This is a genomic window from Paenibacillus tuaregi, from assembly GCF_900086655.1.
GTDB classification, from domain to species: domain Bacteria; phylum Bacillota; class Bacilli; order Paenibacillales; family Paenibacillaceae; genus Fontibacillus; species Fontibacillus tuaregi.
On record NZ_LT575476.1, the window covers coordinates 2,012,576 to 2,029,240 of the forward strand.

At 49.3% G+C, this 16,665-nt stretch carries 16 protein-coding genes; 12 read left to right on the plus strand and 4 right to left on the minus strand.

The genetic code is table 11. From position 1 onward, the window contains the following. Positions 1–146 precede the first annotated feature (146 nt). Positions 147–746 carry a 30S ribosomal protein S4 gene (gene rpsD / locus BN6628_RS09245; protein ID WP_068616722.1) on the minus strand — a complete coding sequence of 200 codons (600 nt, stop codon included), beginning with the start codon at positions 744–746 and terminating at the stop codon, positions 147–149. Between the two features lie 457 nt (positions 747–1,203). Here rpsD and BN6628_RS09250 point away from each other — a divergent pair, with 457 nt between their 5' ends. The 5 genes from BN6628_RS09250 (at position 1,204) to BN6628_RS09270 (ending at position 6,181) form a co-directional block, all read left to right on the plus strand. Further along, positions 1,204–3,189, plus strand: a complete 1,986-nt coding sequence (locus BN6628_RS09250) for a diguanylate cyclase (protein WP_068616724.1) — start codon at positions 1,204–1,206, stop codon at positions 3,187–3,189. Between the two features lie 139 nt (positions 3,190–3,328). After that, positions 3,329–4,171 (plus strand): hypothetical protein, encoded by an 843-nt coding sequence (locus BN6628_RS09255; protein ID WP_068616725.1) that lies wholly within the window; start codon positions 3,329–3,331, stop codon positions 4,169–4,171. A gap of 94 nt (positions 4,172–4,265) precedes the next feature. Next, complete coding sequence (locus BN6628_RS09260; protein ID WP_068616728.1) at positions 4,266–5,381, plus strand: aminopeptidase; 1,116 nt, start codon at positions 4,266–4,268, stop codon at positions 5,379–5,381. Positions 5,382–5,462: 81 nt separating this feature from the next. Further along, complete coding sequence (locus tag BN6628_RS09265) at positions 5,463–5,708, plus strand: HPr family phosphocarrier protein (RefSeq protein ID WP_068616730.1); 246 nt, start codon at positions 5,463–5,465, stop codon at positions 5,706–5,708. Positions 5,709–5,893: 185 nt separating this feature from the next. Beyond that, complete coding sequence (locus BN6628_RS09270) at positions 5,894–6,181, plus strand: Fpa/YlaN family protein (RefSeq protein ID WP_068616732.1); 288 nt, start codon at positions 5,894–5,896, stop codon at positions 6,179–6,181. A gap of 75 nt (positions 6,182–6,256) precedes the next feature. Here BN6628_RS09270 and cax read toward each other — a convergent pair whose 3' ends face one another. Next, complete coding sequence (gene cax, locus BN6628_RS09275) at positions 6,257–7,327, minus strand: calcium/proton exchanger (protein WP_068616733.1); 1,071 nt, start codon at positions 7,325–7,327, stop codon at positions 6,257–6,259. Positions 7,328–7,541: 214 nt separating this feature from the next. Here cax and BN6628_RS09280 point away from each other — a divergent pair, with 214 nt between their 5' ends. Continuing rightward, complete coding sequence (locus tag BN6628_RS09280) at positions 7,542–7,904, plus strand: Asp23/Gls24 family envelope stress response protein (RefSeq protein WP_068616734.1); 363 nt, start codon at positions 7,542–7,544, stop codon at positions 7,902–7,904. Between the two features lie 156 nt (positions 7,905–8,060). Here the strand turns inward: BN6628_RS09280 and ftsW are convergent, their stop codons facing one another. Next, complete coding sequence (gene ftsW / locus BN6628_RS09285) at positions 8,061–9,302, minus strand: putative lipid II flippase FtsW (protein WP_068616736.1); 1,242 nt, start codon at positions 9,300–9,302, stop codon at positions 8,061–8,063. A gap of 9 nt (positions 9,303–9,311) precedes the next feature. Next, entirely contained in the window at positions 9,312–9,653 is a 342-nt protein-coding gene (locus tag BN6628_RS09290; protein WP_068616738.1) for a YugN family protein, read from the minus strand. Positions 9,654–9,831: 178 nt separating this feature from the next. Between BN6628_RS09290 and BN6628_RS09295 the strand changes: the two genes are divergently transcribed. The 6 genes from BN6628_RS09295 (at position 9,832) to BN6628_RS09325 (ending at position 16,616) form a co-directional block, all read left to right on the plus strand. Continuing rightward, positions 9,832–11,010: an amidohydrolase gene (locus tag BN6628_RS09295; protein ID WP_068616740.1), complete on the plus strand. Its 1,179-nt coding sequence runs from the start codon at positions 9,832–9,834 to the stop codon at positions 11,008–11,010. A 121-nt stretch (positions 11,011–11,131) separates the two neighbouring features. Then, positions 11,132–12,862, plus strand: a complete 1,731-nt coding sequence (locus BN6628_RS09300; protein WP_068616741.1) for a DNA repair helicase XPB — start codon at positions 11,132–11,134, stop codon at positions 12,860–12,862. Further along, positions 12,847–14,820, plus strand: a complete 1,974-nt coding sequence (locus BN6628_RS09305) for a helicase-associated domain-containing protein (RefSeq protein WP_148449273.1) — start codon at positions 12,847–12,849, stop codon at positions 14,818–14,820. The genes BN6628_RS09300 and BN6628_RS09305 overlap by 16 nt, the downstream gene beginning before the upstream one ends. Positions 14,821–14,907: 87 nt before the next feature. Further along, the gene (locus BN6628_RS09310) at positions 14,908–15,348 is read left to right on the plus strand and encodes a YlbF/YmcA family competence regulator (RefSeq protein WP_068616744.1); all 441 of its coding nucleotides are present in this window, start codon (positions 14,908–14,910) and stop codon (positions 15,346–15,348) included. Between the two features lie 44 nt (positions 15,349–15,392). Then, entirely contained in the window at positions 15,393–15,656 is a 264-nt protein-coding gene (locus tag BN6628_RS09315; RefSeq protein WP_068616746.1) for a YlbG family protein, read from the plus strand. 522 nt (positions 15,657–16,178) lie between these two features. Continuing rightward, a complete protein-coding gene (locus BN6628_RS09325) occupies positions 16,179–16,616 on the plus strand; it encodes a hypothetical protein (RefSeq protein ID WP_068616749.1) in 438 nt (145 codons plus the stop codon). The last annotated feature ends 49 nt before the right edge of the window (positions 16,617–16,665 follow it).

Sequence of the window (16,665 nt, forward strand, 5' to 3'; positions counted from 1 at the left end):
TAGAAATCCGCCACCTTTCCTTCGAACTATGGGGAGGGGGCAGAGAGTGAGCGTTTTGAAGAAGCCTGCAGGCCTCCGGATTTCGTTAGGGCCATAGAAAAAGCCGGCCGAGGTCTGGAAGACCTGGCCGGCTTGTTGTTTAAAGATTAACGGTTGTAGAACTCGACGATTTGCTTCTCATCGATATCCTGAGACAATTCGGAACGTTCAGGAAGACGGATGTATTTACCTTCGAGGGAAGTATCGTTGAACTCCAGGTAAGCTGGAAGGTGAGAACGGTTTTCCAAAGCTTCTTTAACGGAGGAAAGACCGCGGCTTCTTTCGCGAAGGCTGATGACGTCGCCAAGGTTCACGAGGTAAGAAGCGATGTTTACTTTCTTGCCGTTAACAGTGATGTGTCCGTGGGAAACCAACTGACGGGCACCAGCACGGGAGTTAGCGAAACCAAGACGGTATACAAGGTTGTCCAAACGGGATTCCAGCAAGAACATGAAGTTTTCACCGGCAATACCTTGCATTTTGTGGGCTTTAGAGAACAGAGTGCGGAACTGCTTTTCGCCCAGACCGTACATATGACGAAGTTTTTGCTTCTCAAGAAGCTGAGCTCCGTAGTTACTTACTTTTCTGCGTTGGTTAGCGCCGTGCTGACCCGGAGGGAAAGGACGCTTCAAATCTTTGCCTGTGCCGCTCAGAGAAATGCCGAGACGACGGCTGAGTTTAAATTTAGGACCTGTGTAACGTGCCATTGTATAGTAGACTCCTTCATAAATGGAATTTTAGGTGGGGCTACACTTGCGCCGGTTTTGTTTGTCGGGCGGGGGGATAGATGATAATATCCGCTCTACTGACAGAAAAGTTCAGCCGCTGTCCAGTCAGCAACAAAATCCGTGAGGGTGACACAATATTACGCCCTAATGTAAGACTCTATCCAGTCTTTATCAACAATAAATATTATATGAAGTTCGTATATAAAGTCAAGGTGTAGTTTTTGTTCGAAAAAGAAGGTTTTTGTCGATAGGGCTTTCGCACCAAAAATGCAGGACAAAACCGTGGAATTATGATGCAAAATAGTGTTATTAATAGTAGAATACAAATATACATGATTTTCCTGAAATTACCCTTTTAAAAATAAGTTTCTTTATTTAGCATACAACAAAAGGTTACCATTAAGCCGACGGATACGCGGTGCAGAAGGAGCCCCCTATGGCAGAACACCCACGAGAGGACCCGGTGATCAGCAGCTTACCTTCCCAATCTCCTGAACTGAACCCTCAATTGAATGAACTCGCATGGCTGGAACAGCTGGACATCACAACTTATGATTTTCCATACATACATTTTCTGTTAAAGTCTGCTTTTCGGGACTGGCTATCGGCTGCGTCTACGCTGCAAGCCGGAGGCCGGGCCTTGTGGCTGGTCGGGGACTGGACGGCAGAGGTTCTGCAAGCCGAAGGTGATCCCGAGCTGAACGAGTGGATAGAGGGTATAAATAAAGCAATGCGCTTAAGTCTGGAATCGGGGAAGATTACCACGGTCAAACTGTTTGAGGACGCTGCGCAAGCACATGAGATTACGGCAGCAGCAGTTCCCGTACGTACAAGAAGCGATGCCGAAATATTTGCGTTTATAGGATGCATCATGCAGGGAAATGATCAAGATATTGCTTTTGGGAACCGGATCTTGGGAATTGCAGAGCGTCATTTTGTCACATGCTTTTACCGGAGATTTGAGAATACATTCTTTAAGGATCTATTGACTCTGCAGGAGCAGGCCAAACGTGAGACATTCAGGCGCTCATTTCTGGTTGAAGTAGTACAGCGGCTCCATGACAAAATTGATGTGGACGCAGTGCTTAATGAGGTGCTGGACAGTATTATCAGTGTCTATCCGAACGTCCGCTTGGAAATCCTGATGTCCCAGGATCATCAGAGTACAAATCCCAGGGTGAAGCCTCTTCAGCTTCAAGGGGAAATGGACAGGCTCTGTGTCCAAGCCTTTATGGAAGGAAAGCTCCTCCGGAATGCATTTTTGAGTGAAGAAGGAACCCAGTACCTTGAGATTGCTGTTCCGCTTAGCGGAAAGCAGGGAGTTTATGGCGTTTTTCATATGTATATTCCTTCGGAGCATTTTGAAGAGGCGGACATCCAGCTCGTCGGCATGCTGGCGGATACGGCAGGAACTGCTTTTGAGAATGCCAAGCTGTATGAGCAATCCAATCTGCTTATTGATGAGCTTCGCCTAATAAATGAGTTAACGCAGCAATTAAGTCAAAGCCTCCAGCTTAAGGAGGTATTCAAATTCGCCACCGAGGAGCTCCTGCACATCTTCAATGCCGAGTATTGCTGTATCTCCCAGCTTGATAAGGATAAGGATTTCTTTGAGATGGTATCCACCAATGTTCCTTCGCTTAGTAAGGAGATTTTTCCAAGGGATTATGGCTTCTGCGGCCTGGTCTATGCTACCAAAGAGCCTGTCATTCTTTCCGATTACCACAGCTATGGAAGGGTGTACTCCAAGCTGATGGAGGAGACGGGGTCGAACTCCATGATTGGAGCCCCTCTCTTGATCCGGGGGGAGGTCAGAGGGGCGATCCTGCTTTCACATACCCGTCCGCATTTCTTCTCCTATGAGAATTACAAGCTGCTGCAGGTGCTGGCTACCCACATCGGCCTTGCAATTGCAAATGCTTCCCTTCATGCTGAGGTCCGTCGGATGGCCAACAGGGATATGCTGACAGGTCTTTTCGCCCGGCATTATCTGGACGATAAGCTGCTTGAATTTCAGCGCAGGGATGCCAAGGGTTCTCTTATTGTTGTAGATATTGATAAATTTAAGCAGGTCAATGACACATATGGTCACCAGATTGGGGATAAAATTCTGAAGCAGGTGGCGGTGATTATTCAGTCCTCGGTTCGCAAGATTGATCTTTGTGCCAGATGGGGCGGCGAGGAGCTGGCGATTTACCTGCCAGGCATGGAGCTGGAGGATGGCTACCGTGTGGCCGAGGCGATTAGGGAGAAGGTGGCTGCTGAGACGACGCCGCAGGTTACGGTATCGTGCGGAGTATCGGAGTGGAACCGCAAAGATGAGAAGATCAGCGTGGAGTCACTCTTTTACCGCGCGGATATGGCGCTGTACCGTTCTAAAAACAATGGACGCAACCAAACTCAGATTGGTGAAAGTGTATAACTTACAGTCCAACTGACGCACGACCCGAAAGGACACCAGAGCGGTGTCCTTTTTTATATTGGTCTCTTTCCGTATAACTTGTCTTTCGCAGGAGAGATTAGGATTAAGTGTATACCTTATAAGGAAAGGTGGAGTAGCTATGTTTACATATCTGAAAAAAGGAAGATTCCTCCCGTTCCTGCTGACTTGTGCGCTTCTTGGGGCATGTGAGATATCCGGCCCTAAGACGGCTCAGGACTGGTTTGAGGTGACGTGGGCCGGTCTAGCCGGGAGTGACACGATGAATTTTCAAGGAAGGGCGTCCCTTCTTCGGGATAACCAGATCCAGGAGGAAGGGAATATTGCCTTTTCCGGGCAGCTGCAGAATCATCAGATGCTTACGCTCAAGGCAGAGCCGTCACAGGCAGGGAGAGGGCATAATCTGGCAATGGCCGGGCTGGGAAAGGGAGCCGAGCTGGCTACTTTCCAGCTTAAGGGGCGGAAATGGGTGATGCTGGATCGCACTGAGCGGAGTGCCAGTCCGCTGCCAAGGACATTGAACCGGATTAACCCGCTTGCCCAGCTGGAAGAGATTCACGACACCAAGGCAAAGACGATTCGGCTTGAGAGTGGTGCGGCCCGGGGGACCAAGGTGCTTCGGATTGAACTAGCTCCCGATGAGGCCAAGGCGCTGCTTCGCAGGCAGCTTACCGAGGAAATGGACAATGTTCTGGCGGACTGGAAGCTGCGAGCGGCGGGACTTGCCCTTTCCCGGCCTGAACTGGATGCGCTCACCCGGCAGGTTGAAGATACCTGGAGCAAAGGAAGGAAGGAAATGACACATAAGCTGGATATAGCTCAGGTCAGCTCGGTATATCATCTGACGATTGATAACAAATCCGGGCTTCCCAAACGGCTCACATCGAGCAGTACGGTAACCTATCCCGCCAACAGCGGCGTAAACAAGCCGGAAGTATATATGGCGGATTGTCATTTTCAATGACGGGGCATAAGCTGACTTCACAGAGTCAAAATGCTACAATATAAAGGATTCGACCATTGTTAAATTAAATGCAGCTTAAGAGGAGGAACCAATTTTGCGTGATCCAAGAATCAACCAGCTGGCTCAGAATCTTGTAGGTTATTCCGTAAATGTTCAACCAGGGGAGAATATCCTGGTGGAGATGATCGGCAGCGAGCGTGATCTGCTGAACGCTATTGTGGAGGAGATCGGTAAAAGAGGCGGTAATGCTTTTGTACAGCTCACCGACAGAACCGTTCAACGGGCCATGTTGAAATACGGGAATGAAGAGCAGATTAGAACCTGGGGAGAAATCGACCTGCACCGTATGAAGCAAATGCAAGGGTACATCGGAATTCGGGCCGGCGAGAATGTTAACGATCTGGCGGATGTGCCTGAAGACAAAATGAAACTGTATAACTCGTTATACTCCCACCTTGTACATAGTGAGCAGCGTGTCAAGCATACCAAGTGGGTTGTGCTGCGTTACCCGAACGCCAGCATGGCGCAGCTCGCGAATACGAGCACAGAAGCCTTTGAGGACTTCTACTTCTCTGTGTGCAATCTGGATTACGCGAAGATGGACCGGGCACAGGATGCACTTGCCGAGCTGATGAACCGTACGGATAAAGTGCGTATTGTAGCGGAAGGCACGGACCTGCAGTTCTCGATCAAAGGGATCGGGGCAATCAAATGCTCGGGTCAAAACAATATCCCTGACGGTGAGGTCTACACCGCTCCGGTTCGCGATTCGGTTAATGGAACCATAAGCTTCAATACTGCAAGCCTCTATAACGGCGTAACCTTTGAGAATATCAAATTCCGTTTTGAGAACGGCAAAATTGTAGAAGCTTCCAGCAACGACACGCCGCGCATTAATGAGATTCTGAACACGGATGAAGGGGCGCGTTATATCGGTGAGTTCGCGATCGGATTTAACCCGTATATTCTGCACCCGATGAAAGACACCCTGTTCGATGAGAAGATTGCGGGCAGCTTCCATTTCACACCGGGGCAGGCATATGAAGTGGCCGATAACGGCAACCGTTCTTCCATCCACTGGGACCTTGTGCAGATCCAGCGCCCTGATTATGGCGGCGGAGAAATCTACTTCGACGATAAGCTGATTCGCAAGGACGGGATCTTTGTACTTCCTGAGCTTGAGGCGCTAAACCCGGAGAACCTGAAGTAAGCCAGATTTGTCCTTGATTGGTAAGCGGATTCAAGGTATCATTAACATATATTTAATCCACTTAAAAACGGAGGATAATCTATGGCGAACAACAATGCGGCGATTGTGGAGATAGCCCAGACAGCAGGAAAATTCACGTCTTCAATCGTTCTTCAAGCTGAAAACAAGTATATTGATGTAAAGAGTATCCTGGGACTTTTTACTACTTTGGTTAGCTCCGAAAGTTATGAGCTTCATGTTCATGGACCCGATGCGGAAGAGGCAAAAGCTGCGGTATCCGAAGCTTTCGCGAAGCACGGTCTGAAGGTGCATGTAGTCGAAGAATAGTCTTAAGAACGCACTCCCGCCAGCAAGCGGGGGTGTTTTTTATTATTAAGAAGGCTTATGCTCTTATTTAACGGCGTTTATTTCGTGGGGTTCTTGTATTGGGAATCATTTTCGACTAATATTAAAGATAGTGATATGAATTGGACTATATAGACTGATGATTGTACACAGGGGGGGAATATTGCATGACTTCATCTGATTTGCAGGAGCAATTGAATTTGAAAGCACTGAGTCTTTTGCAAGAAGACGCAGATAAAATAGAGAAGCTGATTGAAGTACAGATGGAGAACCTGGCCACGCGATACTGCCCTCTATATGAGGAAGTTCTTGATACCCAAATGTTTGGATTCTCCAAAGAGGTTGATTTTGCAGTCCGGGCCGGTCTTGTGAATCCTCTGGTCGGCAAACAAATTCTCAGCAAGCTTGAGCGCAATCTGGCTGTCTTGTATGAGGCCTTGAATAAGAAGGAATAGCTTCTTCTCCATAGAAGCATACCAAAAAAGCGTAAGCCGGCTTGGCCGGACATACGCTTTTTTTATTGCTGCATTTTATACGAGATAGAAGGATACACCCAATATTCCGTATACGGCCAGCAGAAGCAGCCCTTCATACCAGTTCGTTGATCCGTCTTGGGTGATGGATTTCGCGATAAATACGGATACGCCAATTGCGGCAAGCTCAATAACCGTGAATACAATGTCCATAGGACGGCCCAGCAGATGGCTGACAAAGATCAGAACGGGCGCCACGAACAGCGCGATTTGCAGACTGCTTCCAATAGCTATTTCCACCGAAGCCCCGATTTTGTTCTTCATAGCCAGCATGATCGCTGCGCTGTGCTCTGCGGCATTTCCTACAATAGCAACGACAAATGCGCCGACAAAGATTTCGCTTAATCCGAATTTTGCTGTAAACGTATCAAGCGTATCAACCAGCCATTCACTGACGAGGGCAACCATCACGGTGGCGACAATCAGATACAGAATGGACTTGCCCTTGGACCACTTCGGCTCATGTTCATGTGCCAACTGTTCTTCATTGTCATCTGTGACGTCAGCCAGATAATCTTTATGAGTAATCATAGAGAACACCAGCCAGAGCAGGTAAGCGACAATCAGGATGCCGGCTACAACGAGACTAAGTACACTTTCGTCCTCTTTCTGAAGAGCGTGGGTGTTGAGGAAGATAGCTGGTACGAACAGGGCGATAATGCCTAGGATCATCAGGGAGCCGTTAAGTCCGGCCAATGAAATGTTAAAATTCTGGATTTTGTATTTCAGCCCTCCGGCGAAGAGGCTAAGCCCGAGTACAAGCAGCAGGTTTCCGATAATCGAACCTGTAATGCTCGCCTTAACAATTTCAAATTGCCCATTGCTCACAAGCAGAATGCCAATGATCAGTTCGGCCGCATTGCCGAACGTGGCATTCAGGAACCCACCCAGGCGTTGTCCGGCATAATGGGCTACACTTTCGGTGGCTTTCCCCAGGAACCCAGCTACAAATATAACCGCGATAGCGGAAATAACGAATTGCAGCGTAGGGTTCCAGTGGCCGTAATGCCCGATAGCGCTAAGGAGAAACGTAATGATTAGCAAGCTTGGAAACCAGATTTTTTTCAAACAAGACACCTCAACTTTATGTAATTTGGTATAGGTTTATAAGAGTACAACAAGAATATAACCATTATTGTACCCCATATAAACGGCAGTTGATGTACAGCCACTTAGTCATTCCGTATTATATACGGAAGATGGAAGAATGGTCCATAGTTGCTTTCCAACACGGCACACATTACAATTGAGAAATAATGAGAAATTTGGAGGTGGAATGACCATGACCGAGCAGCTGCAGCTTGAACTAGGGACCATTCGAATCTCGGATGATGTCGTTTCTAAAATTGCGGGCATGGCCGCGTTGGAAACTCCAGGCATCGCCGCTATGAGCGGAGGATTATCAGAAGGCTGGGCCAAACGCCTTAGCGGTAAGAACGTTCAAAAGGGAGTTACGGTAGAGGTTGGCCAGCTGGAAGCTGCGATCGATCTTAGGATCATCGTACTGTATGAAACACCGATCCACGAGGTATGCCGTATGCTTCAACAGAACGTGCGGGTTGCGGTAGAGAGCTTGACCGGGCTTCATGTTGTGGAAGTGAACGTTAAAGTGGAGGGAGTAGCTTTCAAGGACGATGAGGCTTAGAACTGCTCCCCGCCCTGAGCTTAATCCTTACATAACGATACTCTAATTTGAACGGTGTATAACACAAAAAGAGACAGTTCCCTCCACGGATTAACCGCGGCTTGGAACCGTCTCTTTTTGTTATTGACAACGGAATTGGGTAAAACTAGCGTTATGTTAACGTGTATAAGTCCTTTTGCGCGGCCGATCCGGTATGGTCGCCTGTTTGACAACAACCGATTTGGTCCGTTCTTGGGGCACCGGCACACTGGCCTGCCTTGAGATGCTGAGCACAATCCCCATACTCGCCATCATAACCATCAGAGAGGAGCCTCCATAACTGATAAATGGCAAGGTAACGCCAGTGATAGGGATTGTGTTGGTCACCCCGCCAATGTTAATAAAAGCCTGGATGGCGATAAGTCCCATAATCCCAACACCGACCAGGGTTCCAAATGTGTCGGGACAGCGGACGGAGACAAGTATTCCCCTCCATATGAAATAAATATAGAAGAGCAGGAACAAAAAAGTCCCAATGAATCCGAATTCCTCGCCAATAACGGAGAAAATAAAGTCATTATATGGATTCGGAAGATAATGGAGCTTCTGGATGCTCTGGCCGAATCCTGTACCTGCTGCCCCGCCATGGCCAATGGCAATGAGGGACTGTACCAGGTTATAACTCACTCCTTGGGGATCATGAAGCGGATCCAGGTAGGCCTGGATCCGGCCTGCCTTATAATTATGGCTTGCCTCGGCACCGCTCAGCTTCTCGAATAGAAACTGGGCGCCAAGCACAATGCTGGCCCCAAGGATGAGCAGTCCGATAGAGCCTAGAATATGCTTCAGATTAGCTCCTCCCGCGAATATAACCAGCCCGGCTGTAGCGACGAGAATGAGGCAGGAGCCGAAATCCGGCTGAAGCATGATCAGCCCGGCAACGAAGCCCACGATCATCATCACCGGAATATAACCGGTTCGCAGGTCGCGGAACCGCTCCCCTTTCTTCGAGATCAGGGCAGCCAAGTAGAGAACAATGGTGATCTTGGCGAGCTCGGAAGGCTGAATCCCAAAAGAACCGACACCGAACCAGCTTCTAGCTCCGTTTACATTGGTCCCTATATAGGGGACAAGCAAAAGCATAATTAAAGTAACTATGAATACCGGTACAAACAATTTCTTGTATCTCGCATAAGGTATGTTCATAGTAACGAACATGCTAATCAGTCCGAGTCCGCCGAACATTAGCTGTTTCTTAGTGAAGTACATGGCGTCATTGTTGAATTTGGAATTAACGATAGAGATGCTGGAGCTTGAGCTGAACACCATGACCAGACCGAAGCCCACCAGTAGCAGGGTGAGTATGAGCAGTTGAAAGTCGGGCGTCCCTTTTCTGGACTGGTTTTTGTTATCACTCATAGCCTGATGTTAGGCCTCGAGCAGTTTCTTAAGTTCGGTCAGCTTCTGGTTGGCTTTGCTCAGAACATCGGATGGGATTGGGGATTCATACTCAAGCCCATGCGGGAACGTGGCGCGGCCCATATATACGGCTTCAATTGCAAGCACGGCATCGGGACGTTCCAGCTTGCCTTCCACAGCACGTGTATTGATGCGCAGGAAATATTCGTTATTGTTATCTTCTATTTTATAATCATATGTAGCACGGTAGTATTCCCACTGCCACCGGATAAAACCTACTTTCTCGGCGGATTCATCCAAATAAGCGAGATCGCTCTTAATTCCGTCCAAACCAGTGTTTTCAAAAATCATTGGGTCATAGTCCTCCCTTAACATACTGTATATTCATTCATGATAGTATGTTTCCGGGAGTTGTGCAAGCACTCTAGGCCCTGTAATGAAAACACTTTCCGTAAGGATCTGGCGTCTATGATACAATGATAGAAGCTACCGACCAGGCAGCGTAACAATGCGAAGGAAGTGTCATTTAATGAAGGATAGGGATTTAGTAAATTCACTGTATCCGCTAATGGTGGAGAGACGACGTTATCTTCATCAGAACCCGGAGCTGTCTTATAAAGAAGAGAAAACTTCGGCCTACGTCGCCGCTATTCTTACCAATCTCGGCCTCACAGTCAGAACCAATGTGGGGGGCTATGGGGTAATCGGAGAAATTAAAGGCAGCTTCCCGGGAAGAACCGTTGCCCTGCGGGCGGATATGGATGCATTGCCGATCCAGGATGAGAAAAGCTGTGCCTATGCGTCGCGCCTGCCTGGTGTTATGCATGCGTGCGGACATGATGGACATACCGCCGTTCTGCTGGCTGTTGCCGAATACTTCATGAAGATCAAGGATACGCTTCACGGGTCGATCCGGCTGATCTTCCAGCCAGCTGAAGAGGTGTGTCCTGGAGGGGCCGCAGCGATGATCCGGGAAGGCGCAGTTGACGGCGCTGATGTGATCTACGGCGTTCATTTGTGGACGCCGATCCCAGTAGGAACGGCAGCCTCTGCACCAGGACCGCTTATGGCCTCCACGGACGAGTTCTTTGTGGATATGCAGGGGCGGGGAGGACACGGAGGCATGCCCCATGTCGCTGTAGACAGCGTGATCGCTGGAGCTGCTCTTGTGATGCAGCTTCAGTCCATTGTGAGCAGGTCGGTCGATCCGCTCGACCCGGCCGTGGTTACTGTGGGTTCGATTCAGGGAGGAACGGTACAGAACGTGATTGCGGAGCACTGTCTTTTATCTGGAACGGTCAGATGCTTTAATGAAGAGACAAGGCATTTAATCCGCAGACGGATTGAGGAAATGGCTGAAGGCACCGCTAAAGCTTATGGCGCTGAGGCCGTAGTGGACTATGTCATGGGATATCCACCACTTGTGAACCACGAAGATGAGACCGGGCGTTTCTTCCGGGTAGCCGGGGAAGCCTTCGGGCTCCGTGCCGAGCTGTCTCCTAAGATTATGCCTGCCGAGGATTTTGCTTATTATGTGAAGAGGATCCCCGGATGTTTTGTGCTTGTAGGAGCGGGGAACCCTGAGAAAGGAGCCGTCTATCCCCACCATCATCCCAAATTCGACATTGATGAGGATGCGATGCTTTATGCGGCAGGTCTGCTGATTACAATGGCCGAATCCTATCTGGATGAGAAGAAGAGCGAATAATTTTGGCGTTATTTGGAATTCTAACTTAAGAAGCAAGGAGCCCGCAGAGCTTGCGGGCTTTTTTGGCATTGTGCCATGTTGGCCAATTTTAGGGATGAATCAGCTAAGGGGTGTTGATCAGATGGAAGGAACCGGAGCATGCATCGTACAAAGGGACTTTACAGTGCTGCTGGAAAAGGACCATCCTGGCTTTGAAGCCGCCAGATTGGAACTGTCTAGGTATGCTGAGCTGCTGAAGAGCCCGGCTTCTTTTCATACGTATCGACTTACTCCTTTGTCTCTCTGGAATGCGGCGGCCTCTGGAATGACCAAAGCGGGAATTATGGAAAGCCTGAGCGCGCTATCCCGCTTTAAGGTGCCGGATCAGGTGCACCAGAGCATGGATGTGTGGTTAACCCGGTACGGTAAATTACGGTTACGCCGCAATCCGGATGACATAACCACGCTCATCCTGCAAAGTGATCCCGAATATATGGATGAAATCAGAAAGTATCCTTCTATCAGAGGTTTGCTGATGGAATTTACTGGCGGGGGCAATGGTTCGTGCCTTCTTGCAGCCCGGCACCGCGGGGTAGTCAAGCAGGAGCTTACACGGCTCGGGTATCCTGTGCTGGATGAGGTGGGCTATCACCATGGGAACGACCTTCGCTTCTCCTTAAGGACCCGCACTACCGGCGAAGACGGCTTCACCCTTAGGTCTTATCAGCGGGAAAGCGTGGATGCATTTGCCGGCAAGGGAGAGGAACCTGATGGCGGAAGCGGGGTGCTCGTTCTGCCCTGCGGGGCAGGCAAGACGGTCATCGGTCTGGCTGCCATGGAAAGACTGCAGTGTGAGACGCTGATCCTAACGTCTAATGTAACCTCAGTAAGGCAGTGGATTCATGAGCTGCGAAGCAAGTCGACTCTTCTTGAAGAGCAGATTGGTGAATATTCAGGGGATAAGAAGGAGGTCCGTCCTGTGACGGTCTCCACCTATCAGATTCTGACTCACCGCAGCAGGAAAGAGGTGACATTTAAGCATATGAAGCTGTTCAATGAACGCGACTGGGGTCTCATTATTTATGATGAGGTGCATTTGCTCCCGGCCCCGGTATTCAGAGTGACCGCAGATATTCAAGCGACCCGCAGGCTTGGGCTAACCGCTACGCTGATCCGGGAAGACGGCTGTGAGAAGGATGTGTTCTCTCTGATTGGCCCCAAGCGGTATGAAATGCCTTGGCGGGAGCTGGAACAGGCGGGTTGGATCGCCGAGGTGAAGTGCACCGAAATCCGGATTTCGCTTCCAGAGCCACTGCGTAAGCAGTATTTGCTGGCTGAAGGGAAGCGCAAATACAGATTAGCGGCAGAGAACCCGGCCAAGCTGGCTATTACTAAGCGGCTGCTGCAGCGTCATGCGGGCAAGCCGGCGCTGATCATCGGCCAATATCTTGACCAGTTGACTCAGATTGCGGCTGAATTGGAGGCTCCCCTTATCACCGGCAGATCAGGGCAGCAGGAGCGGATCGATTTATACCAGGGTTTTCAACGTGGAGATATTCCAGTTCTGGTTGTATCCAAAGTAGCCAATTTTGCTGTCGACCTCCCGGATGCCGCTGTAGGTATCCAGGTATCTGGCAGTTATGGCTCCAGGCAGGAGGAAGCCCAGCGTCTTGGCAGGCTGCTGCGACCTAAGGCGGGAGACAACCGGGCTTTTTTCTATACATTGGTCTCTGACGAAAGCAAAGAGCTGGCCTTTGCCCTGCGCAGACAGCTGTTTCTTATCGAACAAGGTTACGAATATACCGTTCGTGAATATTCAGAAGATGATTTCGCTGGAAAGGAGGCCGATTGGGCATCGTGCATTCAGATGTGATGAAGTGGAAATTGGGATCTGGCAGATTGCCGGAAGCCGGAGAACAGACGCTTCTGGCAATTGTGCGCAGCTTTGCGGCCCAGCCATTCACGCTGGAGCAGCTTGATAAGCTGGCAGGACCCGGAATCAGCGGTGCTGAACTGCGGGCGGGCCTGATCACTCTTCGAAAAGCCGGGGTTCTGAGCGCAGTCAGGAAATCTTGGGGGGAGCGGCTGTACTATTTAACCGGAGAAGTCCTTGCTGGACTTCAGGATCAGCTGCTGGGCTCTATACAACAAGAGCAGGGCGAGATACGTATTGAACGGTCCGCGGGTGACGGAATGGAGAATGATTTATTCCGGATATTGGTCTGGATTGGCAAACACGGCCTTCCGGTTACCGCGAAGGGCACGATTCACCAGAAGGCCAGGGGCAAGCTTGCCGGTCTGACAAGGCTGGCTTCCGGCGATTTGGACAAGCTTAGGCTTCACTATCCTCACCGGGATGTATATTCAGCTGAAATTGCCGTCCTGCTTGATCTGCTGCTGGGGCTTGGACTGGTGACCAGACGAGACAGCTTTGTCCTGGAGGAGGATACACTGGCAGAGTGGTTTGCCTTAAGCCCGGATGCAATGCGGACTGTTATCTACGGTCAGCTCCTTTCCCGTTATATCCCACCTGATCCGAATTTGCAGCAGTACGTCTATTCGCTTGGATCGGCAAGGCTGCAGGAAGACAGCTGGTATCTGCTTCAGAATATTTTAGACTGGCTTCAGGGGAGCAAGCTGATCGCAGCCAAGACCAAGATTGCAGAGGAGCAGGAAGATTTCATGACTGGCTGGCTGAATCTGCTGTGCGGCTTCGGTTTTATGGATTTGGGAGCCAATACGGAAGGGAAGCGTGCATTCCGGTGGCGAGTGAAACCGGGAAGGACTGAGGCAGAATTCAATCAAGCATCCGGGAGTGAAACGCCCAGCGGCCCAAACCTGAATCAATCGTCTGCCCGAATGAGTGGAATTTACGTGCAGCCCGATTTCGAAATTCTTGTACCCGAACACACACCTTATACAATCCGGTGGGAGCTGGAAATCTGCTCAGAGTTCGTCTCGTATGACGTCATGTCGGTCTATCGGCTTAGCCGATCTTCTTCGACAGAAGCGTACAACCACGGACGGACACCGGCGGATACGTTAGCATTTCTGGAACAAAATGCTGCAGCGGGGGTGCCCGAGAATGTACAGGCAGCCCTTAAGATGTGGGACAGGGAGATGGGGAGAACAGCCATTGAGGAACATGTTCTTCTCAGATGTAGGGATTCCGAGGCGGCTGAGGCGATTGCCGCTCACTTTGCGGGCAAACTTAAGCTTGAGAGAATCGGTCCGTTGAATTTCATTGTTCCGAAGGAGGAACTGGAGCGTGTTAGAAAGGGGCTTATGCAGCTGGAAATGTCTCCGCGCATGTCTGCAGCCGATGACGGGGCTGGGATGCCTGCCCGGAGAAAATACCCGAAGCTGGAGCAGAATCAGCTGGCAGGAAGCAGCACATGGTCCGGGCGGAGAAGACGAGACACAGCGGAAGTCACCGGAATTCCGGGCGGCCTTCCGGCTAAACGCGAGGTCTGCCAAGGTTTGATTGTATCTGGAGCCCCTGTTCATATTTATGAACCGGATGGCGCCTTCCCATCTCCTGAAGAGCTGTTCCCGGGTATGGAAGAAGTCCCGGCAGGCTGGCTCAAGGAGATGAGGAACTATCATCCTTCCACTTCGAAATCCCTGATCCGGCAGGCGCTGGCCTGGAAGACAAAAATCCTGCTGCGTTTGAATGGAGAGACCGCAGAGTTCTTGCCGCTGAGAATCTTTGAGCGTGATCCTTGGACTGCGGAGATGCAAAGGCTTCCCGGAGGGGAGGCTGTGGAGCTCACACCGGCGGCATGGGAGGCCATCCGGCTTGAGCTGCCCAGTATCATCTTCAAGACCTGAGGTTAACTCTTCTTATGGTGACCCGTTTATGATATATTAGTTATGTCTACCCAAGTGTAGAACACTTATAGAATTGGGATGAATTTCATGAGCGTATCCGAGAAGAAGACGGTTGATATGGCCGAAATGCTTACTTACGCCTATGAATTAGGCGATATGATTAATAGCTCGACCTGTGTTGCGGATTATTTGTATTGGAAGCAGCAGGTTGAGAAAGATACAGAGGTGCAGGCACTAGTCAAGAAGCTGGCGGCCAAGAAGGAATTGTTCGAAGAGACCCAGCGGTTCGGTCACTTTCATCCGAATTACCATGAAGCGATGGAGCGGGTGGCCGAAGTGGAGCGGGAACTTGAGCAGCATGAGTCGGTCAGCCGGTTCAAGCAGGCCGAGAAGGAGCTTGACGAGCTTCTGCACCAGATGTCAGAGACCATTGCTTACGCGGTGTCGGACAGCATTAAGGTTCCGGGCAACGATCCGAACCCGAAGGGCGGCGGATGCGGCAGCGGAGGCAAGTGCAGCTGCGGCTAGGAACTTGAATATTTTGGCGGGAGAAAGAGGGGCGAAGGTGCGCTATGTTTCAAGAACGTACGGGTTACATTATTTGGGTAAGTGACTTGAAAGCAGCCAGGAACCTGGACAAGTACGGCAATGTGCACTATCTGTCCAAGCGAATGCATTATGTGGTGATGTATGTAAATGCGGACCGGGCTGAGGATATTATGAAGAATGTCCGCAAGCTTTCTTATGTAAGGAAGATTGAACGTTCTTACAGGAACGAAATCAAGACCGAGTATACGAAGGATGTGCCTGATAAAACCCAGTATTACGGTTTATAGTATTGGATTGACCATCTTGTATTGGTGTTTTGAACCCACAAGTGCAGATACAGTATCTTTTGATGCTGTGTCTGCACTTTTTGTTATTGCAAAAATGAAAAAAATGTTTTTTGACTTCATTTTGTCTAAAATGATATATTTTGTCTTGATATATATTGGACCGAAAGGGCTTCCAGAGCGGTTTTTTTTGCCCCTGTGGGGGTGCTGAAGTAACATATGTGAAATCTAAGCAATATGTCCTTCCTACCTAACCTTCTACTTCAAGAAACAGGTTTTGCTCATTCCATCACTCCATCCTATGAAAATAATGAAAATAGGAATATGTAACTTTTATACTCATAGACTTGTTATAAATAATGAAACATTGTACATATCTGTTACGTATCACTTAGGAAATACATCAGATATAAAGACATAAATCGACAACAATTGTTGTAACTTGTAGTTTATTAGGATTTAATGTAAGATAGTGGGTAAATATACTTAGATATAAAGACCTATATATGGTAGGGGGGTGTAGTAGTGAGAGATAAAATTATGGAGAGATGGAATACCTACGAGGCTTTTTTCGTGCAGCTTGGTGATAAGAAGGTTGCAGACATCATTATCACGAACCACGCTAAGATCAGATATAACGACCGGATTTCTCAAAAATTCGGGGACTCCGATGAAATTGCAGCTTGGCTGTGGGAGTGCCTTAAACAGAACCGGATGGTTTCATACTACCGGAATGAAGAGGACGTGTACCTGATCGATGAGGATATCGTTGTGGTAGCTGAATTTACCGAACTGCCGGGAGAAGTGGACATCTCGGGGAATCCGTTACATAAGATGATTATTGTGACCTTTCTCGGTAAAATGTCTCAAACTATTGAGCTACGAGACCTGAAATCATACTACTCTTGGCTCCGACACTCACGCCGAATGACCCTAATGAAGAACAGCCGCAAACGTAAGTAGATGGATGAATACGTTAATCAGAAGACACGGGGAAGTCTTATTCCCTGGT